This window comes from Eudoraea sp. (genome assembly GCF_039969275.1).
Lineage (GTDB): Bacteria > Bacteroidota > Bacteroidia > Flavobacteriales > Flavobacteriaceae > Eudoraea.
The window spans coordinates 107,532-124,116 of the sequence record NZ_JBDVOC010000017.1 but is presented as its reverse complement, the minus strand read 5'-3'; the positions used below and the strand labels follow the sequence as shown (position 1 = coordinate 124,116).

Below are 16,585 nucleotides of genomic sequence, written 5' to 3'. Positions count from 1 at the left end.
TGAAAAAATAGTACCTTATCAGGAATAGATCGTTCCAATCTTGAAAAACGCTTCTTATATTGGGACTTATTATAACATAATTAAAACCGGTGGAAACCATAGACATGAAAACAGTAAGAAAAAAGTATACGTCTTTTCTGATTATTTTACTACTTGTCATACCGTTTATATCTTGTAAAAAGCAAAACAATCAACCAAATATTATCTTTTTTCTTGTTGACGATTTAGGTTGGACAGATGTTGGTTGTTATGGTAGTCAGTTTTATGAAACTCCGAATATTGATGCACTGGCCGCATCAGGTGTTCGATTTACTGATGCTTATGCAGCTTCTCATGTGTGCTCACCAACCAGGGCCAGCATCATCACAGGAAAATACCCGGCCAGCATTAATTTGACGGATTGGTTAACTGGCCGAAGGGATTTTCCATTTCAAAAAATGCTGAATGTGAAAATCAACCAACATATTCCTTATGATGTGAAAACACTTCCCGCAATTTTAAAGGCAAATGGCTATAAAACGGCTATTTATGGCAAATGGCATTTGGGGGAAGATTCTGCCTCAACAGCTCGTCAGGGGTTCGATAAGCATATTCCTGATTGGAATCGTGGTTGGCCAAAGAATGGTTACTACTTTCCATATGGAATGAAGGGACTGGAAGAAGGTGATGATGGAGAATACCTCACCGACCGGATGACTACCGAAGCTTTAAAATATATTGAACAAAACAAAGACAAGCCATTCTTTCTTTATTTATCACATTTTGCAGTCCACGATCCTATTGAAGGTCGACCTGATTTGGTTGAAAAGTATCAGAAAAAACTGGCGGAAATGGTTCCTCCTGAAAGTCATCCTTTCATTTTAGAAGGAAAACCAGGTGTAGAAAATCCAATTTCAAGAGTCGATCTTGATAAAGCAATTGATCAAGAGGAATATCAAGGTTTTAAGGTGTTTCCCAATCAAACGGTCAAAATCAAACAACACCAGGATAATGTGCAATTTGCAGGAATGGTTGAAAGTATGGACGAAAGCCTTGGACGAGTACTCAATAAACTGAATGAACTGGAGATAGATGACCAAACAGTAGTAATATTTTATTCAGACAATGGCGGAATGTCGGCAGCAAATTTTTGGGACCCAAAGCGAAATATTCCAGAGGATGAGTTGGATAAAGCATTTTCAACTTCCAACTTACCACTTCGAGGAGGAAAGGGTTGGCTGTATGAAGGCGGAATTCGAGTTCCTTTGATTATTAAATGGCCCGGAAAAGGATTGCAAAAAGTAACATGTGATGTTCCGGTAACCAGTCCTGATTTTTTACCAACAATTTTGGATATGGTTGGTGTCAAAAACACGGAAAACTCTGACGGTCTTAGTTTGGTGCCTTTACTAACTGGAGATTCAATACTAAATCGTAAAGCTATCTTCTGGCATTTCCCACATTACAGCAATCATGGAATGCAAAGCGCAGGAGGCGCTGTCCGATCTGGAGATTTCAAGTTACTTGAATACTATGACACAGGTAAAGTTCAGCTTTTTAACCTTAAGGATGATATTGGGGAACAAAAAGATTTATCTGAAATTGAGGTTGAAAAAACCAGTGAACTGAAAGAGAAATTACACTTCTGGCGTGATAAAACCAGTGCACAAATGATGAATACAAATCCAAATTATGACCCCTCTATAAAATCGGATTAATTTTATAAATATGAGGACAAAAAGTAATTCACAAAGGCCACATACAGAAACCTATCTGAAAGTATGTTGGCGAACAAAGAAAAGATAGTTCCAATCTGGATAAAGCTTCTGATATTGAACCGGATTTCATTGAAAGTAAATAACCTATTTTCGGAAAAGAGCGAAAAAAATTGAGAAGCTAAAAATTTAAGCGCATAACAATGTGTAAAAATAATAACCATGATGGTAGATATGTTAAGATCCGTCGCACGCTTCAAAAATTGTAACTGTTTGATAAGTAATTCGTCCGCCATCGGTTACTATTCTTATACTTAACGTTGGCAGTAATATAAAAACATCATTAACCCAAAAAATTAAAATTTTCCATCACTCATATTGCCTCCATCCTGAGTGAAGTTGCTACCCTGGCTTGAGTATGTAGCCGGTAAATGCAAGAACTTGGAATATGTACGGATCATCCATGAGACAGGGCCTCTGAAAAAGTAATTCTCAGGGAATGCAATTCCGTCGATGTCGTTTTTATATTTAGCTGCGGTACCTTTTGAAAGATGGAACTGCAACTCATCACTGGTATCGAATGTCTCGTGTATAATCAAGGCATTTTCCCCGATTACCCTGTATACTTCGAATCTCACTAAGCCCTTTTCCATATCATAAGCATCAGTTCCTACACGTTGCCACCAATAGATCAAATCTTCTATTGACCCCTCTTCTTTACACGTCCACTTTGCAGTCACTTGTATGGCCTTTTTCGGATCTGGCCTTTGATAATCGTTCTTCACATAACCAAAAAGATGCTCACCAAAACTCCCTTTGACATTTTTGGAGGCCAAAGCATCCCTTACCTCATCACTGATGTTTAAACCTCTGATCAGATGAACCTCAGGTTTAGCAACAGCCATTAGAGCACTGGCATGTTGCTCTGCAGTTGTCGAGAAATACGCCAATAAGGATTCGGGGTTCTTAAAAACATGATGAACAAGTACTGCATCTTGTCCAATGGCATGGTTAATTTCGGTAGCTAACATACCATTATGTTGTTTGGCTCCAGAATGTATGTCTTCCCACTCTTGTAGCATCTTTTTTGATTCGGCAGACTTTCTGAATAATCCTCCTTTTTTTAAAGGAAGCCACTTTCCAGTAATACTAATCTCTTGTCCTAGTTTCGTTGGTTGAGCTAGAAAATCTGGCAAAGCTTCTTTCGATTGAATCATAATTATTGTTTTTACGAGCCTATTTCAAGACTCAGTTTAGATTAAATTTTTCCATTATATAAATATACTTAACAAATATATGGCGCAATAAGCTATTTTATGGGTGTCTTTTACGACTATTTAAGGGGTTGTTTACGACAATTTGTTTTTATAACTTTGACAATAATTTGTAAATTATGAAACATATCAGCATAATTGTGCCTTTAGGTAATAGCATTGTCGATACCATTATTGCACCCTATAATATGTTCAAAATGGCAAACTCCTATCATCAGAGATTGAATAGGTTGTCTAAACCATTATTTAGTATCGACTTGGTTGGCATTAATGATAAACCGGTTACCTATCAAAAACTTTTTACTATAAATCCCACTGCAAGTATTGAATCAGTTCAGAAAACCGATTTGATCATCATATCTCCAATAAGCGGGAATCTGGAAAAAGGCGTGAAAGACAATCAAAGCTTTGTGGACTGGATAAAAAAACAACGAATTGTCAATGATGCAGAGTTAGCAAGTCTTTGTAAAGGAGCTTTTCTTTTAGCTGAAACTGGATTAGTGAATGGAAAGAATTGTGCAACACATTGGACTGCTCACGAATTATTCAAGCAAAAGTATCCTGCTGTAAACCTAATCCCTGAAAGCATCATTTGTGAAGATAACGGGATTTATTCAAGTGGAGGAGCCTACTCCATCCTTAATTTCGCCCTATATCTGATCGAGCGATTTTTTGGAAGAGAAACCGCTATTTGGACATCAAAGATTTCAGAAATAGAATTCGATCGAGTAAGTCAAAGTGAATTCATAATATTCAGCGGGCAAAAAGAGCATTCGGATGAACCAATAAAAATGGCTCAAGAATACATTGAGAATAACTTCGAACATAAACTGAATGTCGAAACTATTGCAGAAAGTGTTCACTTAAATGGTAGAAGTTTTTTAAGAAGATTCAAAAAAGCCACTTCTAACACTCCTCTTGAATACATTCAAAGAGTGAGAATTGAGTCGGCTAAAAAGAGATTGGAATCCACGACAAACACCATTTTGGAAGTAATGTTTAGTATCGGATATAATGATGAAAAAGCATTTCGCAATATCTTTAAAAAGTATTCTGGTCTATCACCCAAAGAATACCAAAGAAAGTATAATCGGGAAATGGCATTTGCGTAGTTTTAAATAGAATAAATAACGAGACCTAACAATGTATATATTGCCTTGAAACGCACCATATACTGAACGTTAGGTGCAAGTAAAATTAAGGACAGAAATTAAATGCAACCAAGGATAAAAAATTTAAAAGAAAAGAAATTAATTGGTAAACGATTGAGGATGAGTTTAACAAATAATTTAACTGGTCGACTTTGGGGTGGGTTTATGCCAAGAAGAAATGAAATAAAGAACAACTTAACAACAGAGATGATTTCAATGCAAGTTTATGATTCATTGTATTACGAAGATTTTAAACCGAGCAATGAGTTTGAAAAGTGGGCGACAGTCGAAGTAACAGACTTTGATGTTATTCCCAAAGAAATGGAATCATTCACTTTGGCAGGAGGGCTTTATGCCGTTTTTGATTACAAAGGCTATAGCAATGACAACAGTATATTTCAATATATTTTTATGGTTTGGTTACCGGGTTCAGAATATCAATTGGACGACAGACCTCACTTTGAGGTATTAGGAGAAAAATACCAGAACAATGATCCAAATTCAGAAGAAGAAATATGGATACCAATAAGGAAATAATAAAGCCCGGATCGAACATTGTATAAAATTAATTAAAGCTATTTTTACACCATCGGTTGTACGTAAGCAAAACGATATAAACATGAATAAAAAAATCATTAAACTCTTTTTAAGATTTGGAATTGGAATTGGTTTTTTATCTGCTGTTGCAGATAGATTTGGATTATGGCCTGCAGAAGTATCTGCCTGGGGAAATTGGGAAAGTTTCTTAGAATATACCAAATTTATTAATCCTCTAATTCCGGAAACGTTGGTCCCCGCTTTTGGAGTCATAGCAACAGCTGCGGAAACCTTATTTGGAATTTGTCTGATTATAGGTTTTAAAACGGAGCTTATTGCAAAATTAAGCGGATTTCTTATGTTAATCTTTGCTCTGGCGATTACATTTTCAACCGGAATAAAAGGAGCTTTGGATTACTCAGTATTTGCAGCTTCTGCCGGGGCATTTGGACTAAGTATCATGAATGAAAAATATCTGGAAATAGATTCAATACTTTCAAAAAAAAGCTAAAAAATTATAGCCAGGTTACAGCAATGGCTATTAGTAATTGCTAATTCTCCCCTTCTCTGAAAATTCCTGCGTAATTTTCAGCTTGGTGTGAAATTGCAAAATTAAGTTCTAACCCAGGCAACAACATTAGCCCGGCCGTTGTGGCACATTAGTAAATATGAAAGCATATAATATTAAAAACTACGGAGAGCCTGACAAAGTTCTTAGGCTTATAGAAGCCGAACAACCTGAACCAAATGATACCGAGGTTCAGGTTAAAGTTTGTGCAACAACGATCAATGATTACGATTGGTGCATTACCACTGGAAGGCCTTTTGCTTATCGCCTGTTCTTTGGGATATTTAGTCCCAGGAAAAAATTAATGATACCAGGAATGGAGGTAGCAGGAATTGTGGAGCAAGTCGGAAATAATGTTACAAAGTTTAAAGCCGGTGATGCCGTTTACGGTGACATCTCAGAATTCGGGTTTGGCAGCTTTGCTGAGTTTCTTTGTATAGATGAGAAAGCACTTGCTCAAAAGCCAGATAGCATGAGTTTTGAAGAGGCAACTAGTATTCCACACGCAGCAATGCTTGCCCTACAAGGTCTGCGCGATGCGGGACAGATAAAAGATGGCCAGAAGATCCTGATCAACGGCGGTGGCGGTGGTGTTGGTTCATTTGGACTTCAAATAGCAAAACTTTACAACGCGGATGTTACAGGGGTCGATACTGGTGAAAAATTAAAAGCGATGGAAACTCAAGGGTTTGACAACGTAATTGACTATAAAAAAGAAGACTTTACCAAGAGTGATCAACAATATGATCTAATCCTTGATTGCAAGACCAATCGATCGCTCTGGAAATTTTTAAAGGTTCTTGAACCGGAAGGAAAATACATTTCAATAGGTGGTAAGTCCGGCAAGCTGTTGCAAATGCTTTATATGAGTCCGATACTAAAGTTATTTAGCAAGAAACGTGTGCACATGGTCATGTTAAAAGCTAATAAGGACTTGGAGTACATCAATCAGCTTTATGAGGACAACAAGATAAATTGTGTTATAGATGGTCCTTATACTTTTGACAAATTACCTTGGGCAATTCAACGATTTGGAGATGGACTGCACAATGGTAAAATTGTAATTTCAGTAAACTAACAGTGCCACAACAACGGCTCCTATGAAAAACCCTGGTCCGGTTCTCTGAAGTTAGTGCATATTTATTTTTTCTTTAAACCACTACAGCCAACGCTAAAAAAAGTAAAAGAACTGTTACTTACTATACCCTATAATAACTGCGTATTAGAATTTTAATCGTAATATTGCAATGAACTAATAAATGAATATTATGGGATTAGCCAAAACGGAAATGTTTACCGACCTGCAAAACGAAATTGCTTTATTTGCGAAAGTTTTTGGGCATCCCGCTAGAGTGGCGATTTTGCAGCATTTATTCAAAATTGACAATTGTGCTTGCGGAGATTTGGTAAACGAAATCGGGCTTGCTCAACCGACCATTTCTCAACACCTTAAGGAATTAAAACATTTGGGTTTAATTAAAGGCAAGGTTGAAGGAACAAGTGTTTGTTACTGTATCAACCCCGAAAATTGGACTAAAATGAAAAAAGTTATGTTACAGTTTTTAGACCAGGACATTCCAAAAGGAGATTGTTGTTAAAATAAATCAATTCATCAATCGGAGCACCGCAATTAACAAATAACCAATATCAACTAAAACCATGCTATTTAACAAAATAGAAAATACTATCAATTCATTGAATAATGAAAGTATATCGGAGGCACGCAAAAAAACCCTTCAGGCATTAATAGATTTTATCCAAATAAAAGTAGATAACCACCAAGAAATTCGTATAAACTTTATTTGTACGCATAATTCTCGCAGAAGTCATTTATCACAAGTTTGGGCACAAACAATGGCTTTTTATTTTAATATAAAAAATGTGTTTTGCTATTCGGGCGGAACGGAATCTACAGCTCTTTTTCCTATGGCTGCCAAAACTTTGGAGAATTCAGGTTTTGAAGTAAAAACGATTTCAGAAAACATAAACCCAATTTACAGCATTAAATATGCAGAAAACGAGCATCCTATAATCGGGTTTTCTAAAAAATTCGATGACCCTTTTAACCCAAAATCAGAGTTTGCAGCTATAATGACTTGTTCGCAGGCAGATGGTGATTGTCCTTTTCTTGCAGGTGCAGAAAAACGAATTCCAATAACTTTTGAAGATCCAAAAGCATTTGACAATACTCCGCAACAGGCAGAAAAATACAACGAAAGAAGTCTGCAAATTGCAACCGAACTATTTTACGTTTTCTCTCAAATCAATTCTTAAATATGGCCTCCAATAAAAAATTAAGTTTTCTCGACAGTTATCTGACACTTTGGATTTTCATAGCAATGGCTTTGGGTGTTGCAATTGGTTATTTTGTCCCTTCATTTCCAGACATTATAAATTCTTTCAGCAGTGGAACAACGAATATCCCCATTGCCATCGGATTAATTTTAATGATGTATCCACCATTGGCAAAGGTCAATTATTCACTTTTGCCAAAAGTTTTCCGAAACACAAGAATCCTTTCTATTTCACTAATCCTCAATTGGATTATTGGTCCTGTTTTAATGTTTGTTTTGGCAATCACATTTTTACGGGATTATCCTGAATATATGGTTGGACTGATTTTGATTGGTTTGGCCCGTTGCATTGCAATGGTACTCGTTTGGAACGACCTTGCCGAAGGCAGCAGCGAATATGGTGCAGGTTTGGTAGCGCTGAACAGTATTTTTCAAGTTTTTGCATACAGTTTTTATGCTTGGATTTTCATTACCGTTCTTCCACCTTATTTCGGATTTGAAGGTGCAATTGTGGATATTTCAATTGGAACTATTGCCGAAAGTGTAGCTATCTATTTGGGTATTCCGTTTGTGTTGGGAATTTTGAGCCGATTGATTTTGGTAAAACTCAAAGGCGAAGAATGGTACACGAAAAAATTTATTCCAACTATTTCGCCAATGACTTTGATTGCACTTTTATTTACTATAGTTGTAATGTTCTCATTAAAAGGAGAGTTGATTGTGGAAATTCCAATGGACGTATTAATCATAGCTGTTCCACTTCTTATCTATTTTAGTTTAATGTTCATTATTGGCTTTTTCTTTACAAAAGCAACGGGAGCAGAATATGATAAAACCGCTTCAGTAGCGTTTACAGCGGCAGGAAATAACTTTGAATTGGCTATAGCTGTTGCCATAGCAGTCTTCGGACTGAATTCTGGACAAGCATTTGCAGGGGTTATTGGTCCTTTAGTAGAAGTTCCCGCTCTAATTTTATTGGTTCGGGTTTCATTTTGGTTACGGAAAAAGTACTACGGAAAAGACTACGCTAAAAACCGAACAGGATAGAAAATGTTAATGGGTAGCAAAGCATATAATAAACAGCGATCGTGAAAAAAAGACTACCGGAATAATCCGGATTTATCTAACTTTAATCCAGTTCTTCCATAAAAACCCAATCCTCGACTAATTTTAGCCAGGATCGTAAGCGGCAATTTAATACGAATACCAATGAATAAAAAGACGTGGGTTTTAGTAGGCTTTATATTTTTAAAGTTTCTACTACAATACATTTTAATAAGCCCTGAATACGACTTACAAAGAGACGAATACCTTTATCTTGATCAGGCACATCATTTGGCCTGGGGTTATTTATCCGTTCCACCTGTTACTTCCTGGATTTCCAGTATTATCTATTTTTTAGGCAATTCCGTATTTTGGGTTAAATTTTTTCCTTCATTGTTTGGTGCTCTAACAATACTTGTAGTTTGGAAAACAATTGAAGAACTAAAAGGGAATTTGTTTGCATTGATATTAGGTGCAACTTGTATTTTATTTTCTGCTCTTTTAAGGTTAAACACATTGTATCAGCCAAATTCCCTGGACGTTTTAAGTTGGACAGCTTTTTACTTCGTTATTATTAAATATTTTAACACCCAAAAAACGAAATGGCTTTTTTTAGCGGCAATAGTATTTGCCCTTGGTTTTCTAAACAAATACAATATCGTTTTTCTGCTTTTAGGCCTGTTACCTGCTATTTTACTAACTGAACAACGTAAAGTATTTATTCAAAAGAAACTATACATTGCTCTTTTTTTAGGCTTATTACTCATTTTACCTAACCTTTTGTGGCAATACAATAACAATTTTCCTGTTGTTCATCATTTAAATGAATTGGCAGACACCCAATTGGTAAATGTTGACAGACTAGATTTTTTAAAATCACAATTACTTTTTTTTATGGGTTCTTTATTTGTGATTGCTTTCGCCCTATATGCCTTACTTTTTTACAAATCCTTCAGAAAGTATAGGCCTTTCTTTTGGACATTCTTTTTTACGCTCATTCTTTTTCTATATTTCAAAGCCAAGGACTACTATGCAATAGGACTTTATCCTATTTATATTTCTTTTGGTTCAGTTTTTCTTGCAAATCTTTTAAATGAAGGATGGAAAAAATATTTAAAACCTTTAGCTATTGCCATTCCAGTAATAGTTTTTATACCAATCTTCAGTATTGCATTTCCAAATAAAAGTCCGGAGTATATCGTAGCGCATTCAAAGCGCTACAAATCTTATGGCCTGCTTCGCTGGGAAGATGGTAAAGATCATTTACTGCCGCAGGATTTTGCAGATATGCTGGGTTGGCAAGAATTAGCTCAAAAAGTAGATTCTATTTATTTAAAGTTACCCAATCCAGACCAAACACTTGTGATCTGTGATAATTATGGACAAGCAGGAGCGATAAACTATTATACAAAAGTGGGAATTAAGGCGGTTTCTTTCAACGCAGACTATGTTAACTGGTTTAATCTTGACCGGAAATATATTAATCTGATAAGGGTTAAGAACTATCGAGAAAAAGATAATGAGATGAAAGAAACCAGTCCGTATTTTAATTTTGCTGTTTTGTCTGATTCTATAACTAATCCATATGCAAGGGAATACAAAACAATGATTTTTTCTTTTACAGATGCTAAAATTGATGTTAATAAAAGAATAGAAAATGAAATTTATGAAACAAAAAACTACCGCTAACAATGTATAAAAATAATAGAATGTTTAGGACTATATTAAAAGGTTGTAGCCCGTTACGGCTTTTTTATAATTTTATAGGGATAAAGCCCAAAATCGGCTACTATTCTTATACGAACTATTGTGCGTCATAAATTTCAGAAAACAAAAACCACCGGACTATGAAGAAAACAGTATCTGTCAATAATTATGAATTCAATTATGAAGAAAAGGGTTCCGGAGAAAAAATAATTTTAATACATGGCTCATCAAGTGATTATCGCACTTGGGAAAATCAAATAATTGTTCTTTCAAAAAATTATCATGCAATAGCATATAGTCGCAGATATCATTATCCTAATAAGAAAATTGAAGCGGGAAATGATTATTCAATGAAAGAGCATGTTGAAGATTTAAGGGCATTTATTAATTACTTTGGAAACACCCCTGTAATTATAATTGGACATTCATATGGAGCATTAATGGGAATTGAACTGGCTTGTACCAATCCAGAGATAATTAAAAAAATTATCTTGGCTGAGCCTCCTGCAATTCGACTTTTTGTTAGTAATACTCCGAAACCAGGAGAAATTATATCGCTTCTAATTAAAAGACCTAAAACAGCCATTTCAATTATTAAACTTGGAGCAACAGGAATAGATCCTGCGACTAAAGCTGCTCAAAAGAAGGATATGGTTTCAGCAATGCAGTTAACTGCAAAGGCAATATTGGGTAAAAAATTCTTCAACAATCTTTCAGAGAAAAGAAAAGAACAAGCATTAATTAATTTAACTGCTGCGGAATTGACTGGTTCGGGATTTTTGCCATTAAATCCAGAAAAATTAAAACAAATAGATCTTCCAGTACTTCTTGTAACAGGAGAAAAAAGTCCAAAGGTATTTGGTAATTTGGCAGATAGATTAGAAGAGCTTTTTATAAATGTGAAAAGAGTGGAAATTTCAAATGCTTCACATATCATGCATGAAGATAATTTTAGTGAGTATAATTCGAATATACTTATGTTCTTAAAAGAAAGTAAAACATTAGAATAATACGAACGCACAACAACGTGTATAAAATCATAGTGGCTAATTGCCACTGCGCTTCATACACAAACCATTAGCAGATATTGATTGCATGTAAATATTATAAACTGTTCTTTTAGGTTTAATTTATTCCTCTTTTCTTGCTATGGCGCATATACTTAAAAATAAAAACCTGGAAATACAAATTGATTTTCCTCTTGAAAATTATAATTTCTCACGATTTGATTGGACCGGAAAAATTGTGGAAGTAAAATTTCAAAATATTCAATTGTCAGGTGTAGAAAGAACTGATTGTCAAAATGAGAATCATTTTGGACAAGGATTTTATAATGAATTCGGAATTGATACAGCATTAGGTTTTGAGGAGACCGACATAGGTGGTTGGTTTCACAAAATAGGTGTGGGCTTATTAAAAAAAGAGGATAATCAATACTTGTTTAGCAAAACTTACGAGATTGAGCCAGCCAAATTTAAAGTTATTACTGAAGCAGATAGAATTTTAATTAACTGTAAATCAGAAGCTATTAATGGTTATTCGTATTTATTGAGAAAAGAAATTATTTTACATAAAAGTAGTTTTACAATTAAATATTATTTACAAAATACCGGTGAAAAAGATATTATTACAAATGAATACGTCCACAATTTTACGGCAATAAATAATGATTTAATAGGAGACAATTATATATTAAAATTTCCTTTTCAATTAAAACCTGAGTTATTTGAGGAAACGGTTAATCCTGAACAAAAAGTGGATATCGGGGAAAATGAAATTAAATTTAATGGTACACCTAAAGAGCAATTCTTTTTTAGTAACCTCACAGGTAGTGAAAATGCTGATGCAGAATGGGAATTAATAAATCTTGATAGTAAAATTGGGATTAGAGAAACCGGAAGTTTTCAAACAAATAAAGTGAATCTTTGGGGATGGAAGCATGTAATAAGTCCGGAATTATTCTTTCATATATTTATTAAACCTGGTCAATCAATTGAATGGTCCAGGAATTATAATGTGTATAAAGTAAATTGAAAAAGTGACCACGCATTAAATACATTCGACACTTTTAAGTAAAAACTATATTGAATGAAAAATTCAGAAAAATATGTTGCTTTCCTACGAGGAATTAATGTTGGTGGTCATCATAAAGTTCCCATGGCAGACCTGAAAAAAGAACTACAAAAATTGGAACTTGAAAACATAGTGACTCTTTTAAATTCGGGCAACATTATCTTTGATTCAAGCAGTGAAAGTATATCTATGCTTGAAAAGAAGGTTTCAGAGCATTTGAAAAAATCGTTTGGATTCTCCATTCCAACAATAATTAGAAAATCTGAACTGATTTATGAATTATTGAACAAGAATCCATTCAAAGATGTAAAACTCACAAAAGATATTAGATTATATGTCTCATTTTTGCGGAAAAATGATAAGACCAATTTGAAACTGCCATGGAAAAGTTCTGATAACTCATACATAATAATCGGAAAAAAGGACCAAACCATATTAAGTGTTCTGGACCTTTCTATATCAAAAACTCCAAAAGCTATGGGAGCTCTGGAGAAATATTTCGGAAAGGATATTACCACCCGAAATTGGAAAACTATTGAACGAATAGGCTTAAAACTTAAAGCCGCCAATGACAATATATGAAATCATAACACCCTATCGGGGGGTTACTCTTCATATACCAACAATTAGCAACATAAGATGGAACATAAGGGCAAAATGGAAATAAGAATAGCAATTAAGAATGATGCTGAATTTATTGCGTTGCTCGGCAGAGTTACTTTTACAGAAACTTTCGGGCATTTTTTTAAGGATAAACAGGATTTACTTAATTATTTCAATGCTACCTTCTCAGTTGACAAAATAGAAAATAGTATAGCGAAACCGAACAATGTATATTGGATAGCCTTCGTAGATAGATTAGCTGTGGGTTATGCAAAACTCAAACTGAATTCAAATTCCAAATTCATTGCGCTGGAAGATGTTTGCCAACTTCAAAAAATTTATGTCTTAAAGGACTTCTTATCTATGAAAATTGGGTTTAATCTACAAAACCTAATTCTTGAAAAAGCTAAAGAAAAAGGGAATTCCTGCATATGGCTTTCAGTTCTTAAAAGTAATGAACGTGCCATAAATTTCTATCGAAAAAATGGATTTCAGCATATCGGAAATCATGATTTTACAATTGGTAAGGAAAACTTTAAATTTATTGCCATGTCAAAAGAATTGCAATAAGATAAAGTGGATAGCAATGGCCAAAATTCTGCATGGTTTGTTGGCTAATAAGAGGAACTTTTTCTTACTTTTAAAAAATATAAAACTGGTTATTATTTCAGATATAAGCTTGGTTCAATGGGAAATCGAACCACCCAACTCGCACCGTTCAGCATAAAAAACATGTCAAGGTGCCGGCCTCTGTCGGGAAGCATAGTCAGGACCATTATTGCCACTATAGGAAACCTTCAATCATCTAATATACACGTGGAAAATTCAAATCAAATTGCAAATCGTTTCAGGGAAGTCCTTTTAAAAGGTAAATGGATTGCCAATACAAATTTTAAAGATCAATTAACAGATGTGACCTGGAAGCAGGCAACAAACAAAATTGGGTCGTTAAATACTATTGCTGCTCTTGCTTACCATATTGATTATTACTTAGCTGGAGTTTTAAATGTTTTCGAAGGAGGATCCCTCGAAATTCGCGATAAATTTAGTTTTGACCTTCAAAAAATTAAATCAAAACAAGATTGGGATAGCCTGTTGAGTAAACTGTGGGCTAATGCAGAAAAGTTTGCAAGTCATGTGGAACTAATGTCAGATGAAAAATTAGAAGAATTTTTCGTAGATGCGAAATACGGGAGTTATCGCAGAAATATTGAAGGAATAATTGAACACAGTTACTATCATTTAGGACAAATTTCTTTGATTAAAAAAATGCTAAAGGATTCGGAAAAATGATAAATATTGTAATTTAGGTTTCTCGAATCTGATTTAAAGTGAATAAAAAATGAAGTTAAAAACCAGAATTTATTTTACTGGGATTGTAAGCCTGTTGATATGGAGTCATTTAGTTTGGGATTATTTTCATGGAGGTGTCCCAACACATTATATTCTTCATCGAGCAGACTTGCCGGGAATATCAAATTGGTGGGGTGGTATTGTCCTTCCATTACTGACTTGGTATCTTCTTTATCGGATCCATGTTAGAATAGTTAATAAAGAGAAATCGGGAGTTCCTCAAAATACGACTAACATTATTTATAAATTTATTGCAGCTCTTTTATTTGGAATATTGCTTTCCTTCTTTTTTACTATTGGTTCGGATTTCCCGGGGTATATGATGATTGGTTTAGTTCTGGTATCATTTTTTGTTCCGTTATACTGGCCAGAGTATCTACTTGGGTTTGTCATTGGAATGGCGTACACCTTCGGTGTAATTTTACCAGTAGGAATTGGAATTTTATTGACACTAATATTTATAATTACATACAAATTTGTGAGAAGAGGTATATTGTATCTTGCTTCAAAAATTGGGTTAAAAAAAAGTAAAATGAATTGACTTTAATGTTAGGGAAAAGATTGATGTATTACTAAAATAAATATGCACTAGATATTTATCAGAATCTAACCTTATGGGATCACATCCAATCAATTTAGCACTTCGATTTCTCCTTGAAATGTCTTCGCTTGTGTCTTTCGGTATGTGGGGCTGGAAACAAAGTGACGGATGGCTCAGATACGTTCTCGCAATCGGGATACCAATTATTCTTGCCGCTATATGGGGAACATTTGCAGTACACAATGACCCAAGCCGTTCAGGTTCAGCACCTATTGTAACTCCTGGTGTTATCCGCTTTGCAATCGAATTAGGTTTTTTTGCCCTGGCAACATGGTCGCTATACAATATGGGATTTAATAAAGTAAGCCTTGTTTTTGGTATTATTGTGGTTCTCCATTACATAATATCCTACGATCGCATCATATGGCTGCTGTCATAATAGCATAGATCCAAATTGAAAACTATAAAAGATTATAATGATTAGAAAACACAAGCCACAAGATCTTGAACAAATAATGGATATCTGGTACAGAGCCTCAACACTAGCACATCCGTTTTTAAATTCAAAATTTGTAGAAAAGGTAGAAAAGGATATGAGACACCTATATATACCAGACTCCGAAACCTGGGTGTTTGAAAAAGATAATTCTATAATTGGATTTATAAGTATGATAGAAAGTGAAATTGGTGGACTTTTTGTCCTACCAAAAAATCATACAAAAGGAATCGGCACACAACTAGTTGACTTTGTAAAAAAAGAACACAAAAAGTTAGAGGTAGAAGTTTTTGAGAAAAATAAAATTGGAAGAGCGTTTTATGTTAAATATGGTTTTGAGTTAATTAAAAAATACACACACGAAGAGAGTGGAAACATTGTCCTAAGATTAAAGAGCAAAGATTAGGACTAGCGTGCGTGCAACAATAGCTAAATTGAAGTACTCAATTGTCCTGATGTAACATTTGAAGCAGCTAATCGTCTTCATGAAAACGAAAATATCTTGAAAACGAAAAAACTACTTTCTTTAGGTTGGATTACATTAGTCGCTTTTATTTTAGGAACATTTATTTTAGGAAGTCTATTAGAAGATTATAGTGCCATTTCACAGACGGTAAGTGAGATAGGAGAAGAAGGCTCCCCGCTTTATTTACAATGGCAAGTATTTAGTATTGGTATTGGCTGCTTATTAATCCTGTTTGGAATTGGAATTATCTCTTTTGCAAAGAAAAAAGAATTATCTCTTGTGCCTGGTATATTTATTTTGTTTGCGGGGTTATCCCAATTTGGTATAGGTTTTTTTCCTTCTCCACATCCACTACACAATGTTTTCGGTCTTTCAATGACATTAGGTTATTTTTCCCCATTAGTATTTGCTTTAGGTTGGAAGAACCAACTTGGTTTGAAATTTAAAAGATTGTCTCTAATTGCTTTTATTTTAATTGTTCTGGGTATTTTTTTAAACTTAACTCCAGCTTTTGCCCCCTCTCTTTATCCCTTGGAATATTACGGTATAGTTCAGCGATTTTTGCTTTTTACATTCTACATTTATTGTACATTAATAAGCGTTCGTTTAATCTATTCATCCCTAATTGTAGGGGAGCCAGAGCTTAACAAAAAATAAACATCATTCCCGTCTGCCGGTCGGGCAGGTAAACAGGTATTTTTTAAGGTCTTTATCTGCTAATGAAAATAATTTTCGGTAACAAGGATTATGGACATTAAGCAGGCTTTACCCTGCAGTAATACAG

General features: G+C 34.6%; 19 protein-coding genes. 18 read left to right on the top strand and 1 reads right to left on the bottom strand.

Annotation, left to right across the window (positions count from 1 at the left end; translation table 11 throughout):
• Positions 1 to 104 precede the first annotated feature (104 nt).
• Positions 105 to 1,697, top strand: coding sequence for a sulfatase (locus ABJH90_RS16180; protein WP_348139931.1), 1,593 nt, complete (start codon positions 105 to 107; stop codon positions 1,695 to 1,697).
• A gap of 353 nt (positions 1,698 to 2,050) precedes the next feature.
• Here ABJH90_RS16180 and ABJH90_RS16175 read toward each other — a convergent pair whose 3' ends face one another.
• A complete protein-coding gene (locus ABJH90_RS16175; RefSeq protein ID WP_348139929.1) occupies positions 2,051 to 2,911 on the bottom strand; it encodes a hypothetical protein in 861 nt (286 codons plus the stop codon).
• 176 nt (positions 2,912 to 3,087) lie between these two features.
• On the opposite strand from ABJH90_RS16175, the gene ABJH90_RS16170 reads away from it, so the two are divergent.
• The 17 genes from ABJH90_RS16170 (at position 3,088) to ABJH90_RS16090 (ending at position 16,458) form a co-directional block, all read left to right on the top strand.
• Positions 3,088 to 4,080: a helix-turn-helix domain-containing protein gene (locus ABJH90_RS16170; protein WP_348139927.1), complete on the top strand. Its 993-nt coding sequence runs from the start codon at positions 3,088 to 3,090 to the stop codon at positions 4,078 to 4,080.
• A gap of 102 nt (positions 4,081 to 4,182) precedes the next feature.
• Positions 4,183 to 4,656 carry a GyrI-like domain-containing protein gene (locus ABJH90_RS16165; protein ID WP_348139925.1) on the top strand — a complete coding sequence of 158 codons (474 nt, stop codon included), beginning with the start codon at positions 4,183 to 4,185 and terminating at the stop codon, positions 4,654 to 4,656.
• An 82-nt stretch (positions 4,657 to 4,738) separates the two neighbouring features.
• Entirely contained in the window at positions 4,739 to 5,167 is a 429-nt protein-coding gene (locus tag ABJH90_RS16160; RefSeq protein ID WP_348139923.1) for a DoxX family protein, read from the top strand.
• Positions 5,168 to 5,324: 157 nt separating this feature from the next.
• Positions 5,325 to 6,302, top strand: a complete 978-nt coding sequence (locus tag ABJH90_RS16155; RefSeq protein ID WP_348139921.1) for an NAD(P)-dependent alcohol dehydrogenase — start codon at positions 5,325 to 5,327, stop codon at positions 6,300 to 6,302.
• A 190-nt stretch (positions 6,303 to 6,492) separates the two neighbouring features.
• The gene (locus ABJH90_RS16150; RefSeq protein WP_348139919.1) at positions 6,493 to 6,822 is read left to right on the top strand and encodes a metalloregulator ArsR/SmtB family transcription factor; all 330 of its coding nucleotides are present in this window, start codon (positions 6,493 to 6,495) and stop codon (positions 6,820 to 6,822) included.
• Positions 6,823 to 6,883: 61 nt separating this feature from the next.
• Positions 6,884 to 7,498: a protein-tyrosine-phosphatase gene (locus ABJH90_RS16145; protein ID WP_348139917.1), complete on the top strand. Its 615-nt coding sequence runs from the start codon at positions 6,884 to 6,886 to the stop codon at positions 7,496 to 7,498.
• A 2-nt stretch (positions 7,499 to 7,500) separates the two neighbouring features.
• Complete coding sequence (arsB, locus tag ABJH90_RS16140) at positions 7,501 to 8,565, top strand: ACR3 family arsenite efflux transporter (protein ID WP_348139916.1); 1,065 nt, start codon at positions 7,501 to 7,503, stop codon at positions 8,563 to 8,565.
• Positions 8,566 to 8,727: 162 nt separating this feature from the next.
• A complete protein-coding gene (locus tag ABJH90_RS16135) occupies positions 8,728 to 10,251 on the top strand; it encodes a glycosyltransferase family 39 protein (RefSeq protein ID WP_348139914.1) in 1,524 nt (507 codons plus the stop codon).
• Between the two features lie 158 nt (positions 10,252 to 10,409).
• Complete coding sequence (locus tag ABJH90_RS16130) at positions 10,410 to 11,279, top strand: alpha/beta hydrolase (RefSeq protein WP_348139912.1); 870 nt, start codon at positions 10,410 to 10,412, stop codon at positions 11,277 to 11,279.
• Positions 11,280 to 11,418: 139 nt separating this feature from the next.
• Complete coding sequence (locus ABJH90_RS16125) at positions 11,419 to 12,303, top strand: hypothetical protein (protein ID WP_348139911.1); 885 nt, start codon at positions 11,419 to 11,421, stop codon at positions 12,301 to 12,303.
• A gap of 54 nt (positions 12,304 to 12,357) precedes the next feature.
• Positions 12,358 to 12,924, top strand: a complete 567-nt coding sequence (locus tag ABJH90_RS16120) for a DUF1697 domain-containing protein (RefSeq protein WP_348139909.1) — start codon at positions 12,358 to 12,360, stop codon at positions 12,922 to 12,924.
• Between the two features lie 75 nt (positions 12,925 to 12,999).
• Entirely contained in the window at positions 13,000 to 13,515 is a 516-nt protein-coding gene (locus ABJH90_RS16115; protein ID WP_348139907.1) for a GNAT family N-acetyltransferase, read from the top strand.
• A 117-nt stretch (positions 13,516 to 13,632) separates the two neighbouring features.
• Positions 13,633 to 14,238 carry a DUF1572 domain-containing protein gene (locus ABJH90_RS16110; protein ID WP_348139905.1) on the top strand — a complete coding sequence of 202 codons (606 nt, stop codon included), beginning with the start codon at positions 13,633 to 13,635 and terminating at the stop codon, positions 14,236 to 14,238.
• 49 nt (positions 14,239 to 14,287) lie between these two features.
• Positions 14,288 to 14,839: a hypothetical protein gene (locus tag ABJH90_RS16105; RefSeq protein WP_348139903.1), complete on the top strand. Its 552-nt coding sequence runs from the start codon at positions 14,288 to 14,290 to the stop codon at positions 14,837 to 14,839.
• 73 nt (positions 14,840 to 14,912) lie between these two features.
• A complete protein-coding gene (locus ABJH90_RS16100) occupies positions 14,913 to 15,278 on the top strand; it encodes a YrdB family protein (protein ID WP_348139901.1) in 366 nt (121 codons plus the stop codon).
• A gap of 37 nt (positions 15,279 to 15,315) precedes the next feature.
• Positions 15,316 to 15,741 carry a GNAT family N-acetyltransferase gene (locus ABJH90_RS16095; protein WP_348139899.1) on the top strand — a complete coding sequence of 142 codons (426 nt, stop codon included), beginning with the start codon at positions 15,316 to 15,318 and terminating at the stop codon, positions 15,739 to 15,741.
• 96 nt (positions 15,742 to 15,837) lie between these two features.
• A complete protein-coding gene (locus ABJH90_RS16090; RefSeq protein WP_348139897.1) occupies positions 15,838 to 16,458 on the top strand; it encodes a DUF998 domain-containing protein in 621 nt (206 codons plus the stop codon).
• Positions 16,459 to 16,585: the final 127 nt, after the last annotated feature.